3 pseudogenes are annotated in these 2341 nt (G+C 63.0%); 1 reads left to right on the top strand and 2 read right to left on the bottom strand.

What is annotated here, in order from left to right:
• Positions 1-25 precede the first annotated feature (25 nt).
• A pseudogene (locus tag MUN33_RS02185) lies at positions 26-889 on the bottom strand (IS3 family transposase); the annotation flags it as partial.
• A 67-nt stretch (positions 890-956) separates the two neighbouring features.
• Between MUN33_RS02185 and MUN33_RS02180 the strand changes: the two are divergent.
• Positions 957-2176, top strand: a pseudogene (locus tag MUN33_RS02180) (IS3 family transposase).
• A gap of 30 nt (positions 2177-2206) precedes the next feature.
• On the opposite strand, the pseudogene MUN33_RS02175 reads toward MUN33_RS02180, so the two are convergent.
• Positions 2207-2341 (bottom strand): annotated as a pseudogene (locus tag MUN33_RS02175) (IS3 family transposase); the annotation flags it as partial.

The raw sequence follows: 2341 nt of genomic DNA, 5'->3' as shown, positions 1-2341 counted from the left end.
TGCACGTTTAGGTGACAGTTGTTAGTCACGCCGCGAGGGCGACGTCCTTGGTCATGATGGCCTCGAATTCGATCGGGGTCAAACGTCCCAGACGGGCCTGCCGTCGTCGGTGGTGATAGGTCCTCTCGATCCAGGTCACGATCGCGATCCTCAGTTGCTCACGCGTGATCCAGGAACGCCGATCAAGGACGTTCTTCTGCAGGAGAGAGAAGAACGATTCCATCGCGGCATTGTCGCCGCTCGAACCCACCCTGCCCATAGAACCGACCATGCCGTGGCTGGCCAGAGCACGCAGGAACTTCCGGCTTCGAAATTGAGATCCTCTGTCCGAATGGACCACGCAACCGACGACGTCACCGCGCATCTGGACCGCATTCTCAAGTGCTTGGACAGCCAGGCGGGACTTCATCCTGGAGTCGATGGAGTACCCGACGATGCGCCGGCTGAAGGCGTCTTTGATCGCACAGCAGTAGAGCTTGCCTTCCGCGGTTCCGTGTTCCGTGATGTCCACGAGCCAGAGTTCATTCGCCCGCGTCGCAGTGAACACATGCCGGGTACGACCATGCTCATCGACCACGGCGCAGAGATCGTCATGGGCGGGCGGACCAGGCTTCTTCCCGTTCTTGGCCCGTTTCTTCCCGAACACGGACCACCAGCCATTGCTCGATGTGATCCGCCACGCGGTCCGGTCGGCCATCGGCTCACCCACATCGCGTGCTTCGTCGGCGAGGAGGCGGTGCCCGAACTCAGGGTTATCCTTGTGGGCGTCGAACAGCGCGTTCGCGCGATACGCCTCGACCACCTCGTTCGGGGTGACGGGGTCAGCCAGCCACCGGTAGTAGGGCTGGCGGGAGAGCTTGAGCACCCGACACGTCACCGTCACAGGGATCTGGCCCTACCCTCGTTGAGTGGACAGCCGATTTAGCGGGATCTGTCCCACACGAGAGGATGTCACCATGACCGACAACACCGCTGGCAAGCGACCACGGCGAAACTTCAGCCCCGAGTACAAGCACGAGGCTGCCCGCCTAGTCATCGACACCGGCCGCACCATCGCCGAGGTCGCCCGCGAACTGGGCGTCGGAGCCCAGACGCTAGGTAAATGGGTCGCCGCCGAACGTGCCCACCAGGCCGGGGAACCCACCGGCGAGCTGGATCTGGATGAACGCGCCGAACTCAAACGACTGCGCCGCCAGGTCGCTGATCTGCACAAGGACAATGAGTTCCTGGCAAAAGCAGCAGCCTTCTTCGCTGCCAAGCAGCCACCGACGAACGGTTCGAACTGATGGCGCAGGAGAAGACGAACTACAAGGTCAAGCGTATGGCCCGCCTGCTGGGAGTGTCTCGGTCTGGGTTCTACGCCTGGGCGGCCAGACAAGCGAGAGAACCATCGCCCAGACGCCGTGAGCGCGACGACCTCGACGCGAACGTCCGGAAGGTATTCACCGAATCCGACGAGGTCTACGGCGCTCCCAGGGTGCACGCCCAGCTCGCCCGTGAAGGGATGACCGTTGACCGCAAGACCGTGGCGAAGTCGATGCTGCGCCAGGGCTTGGAGGGCATTAGCCCCAAGAAGTTCTCCCCGGTGACCACGCTGCCTGGTGTCGAGGCCCGCACGATCCCCGACCGGGCACAACGGGCCTGGGACCAGGGTGGACGTAACCGATGCTGGTTTTCCGGCATCACCTACCTTCGCACCGGTGAAGGCTGGGTGTATCTGGCGGCGGTCACCGACGGGCATTCCCGGCGGATCATCGGCTGGGCGATGGACACCCACATGCACACCGACCTGGTGGAACGGCCCTGTGCATGGCCCACACCCTACGCGGTGAGCTGCCCGATGATGTGGTGTTCCACGCTGATCGTGGGTGCCAGTTCACCAGCGAACAGATGCACCGAGTGTGCCAGGACCTGCACGTACTGCAGTCGATGGGCCGGACCGGGGTGTGTTGGGACAATGCGATGGCCTCAAAGTGTGTGGGCCACGTTGAAAACCGAATTCTACGACCGGTGCACCTGGCCCACCCGGGCTGAGGCACGCCAGGCTGTCGCCCGGTGGATTGAGGTGGTCTACAACCGCCGACGGCTGCACTCGTCGCTGGGTTACGTCCCGCCGGTGGAGTTCGAAATGAATCTGTTCAACAAACCTGCTGCTGAGGTGCCCAAGGCAGCTTAGTTACCTGTCCACGATTTGCGGGCAAGGCCAGATCCCTGCGGCGGCGAGCTCTGTCACGAGCGGGTAGAACCTTTTGACGGCAGGTTCGCCTGCGACAGATACGCCGCCGCACGCCGCAGCACCTCGTTCTCCTGCTCGAGGGGCCGGTTGCGCTTCTTCAGCTCG

Source organism: Corynebacterium kalidii (assembly GCF_022869005.1).
In the GTDB taxonomy this organism is placed as follows: Bacteria; Actinomycetota; Actinomycetes; order Mycobacteriales; family Mycobacteriaceae; genus Corynebacterium; species Corynebacterium kalidii.
The sequence above is the reverse complement of the archived record's forward strand: the minus strand, read 5'-3'. Positions and strand labels throughout refer to the sequence as shown.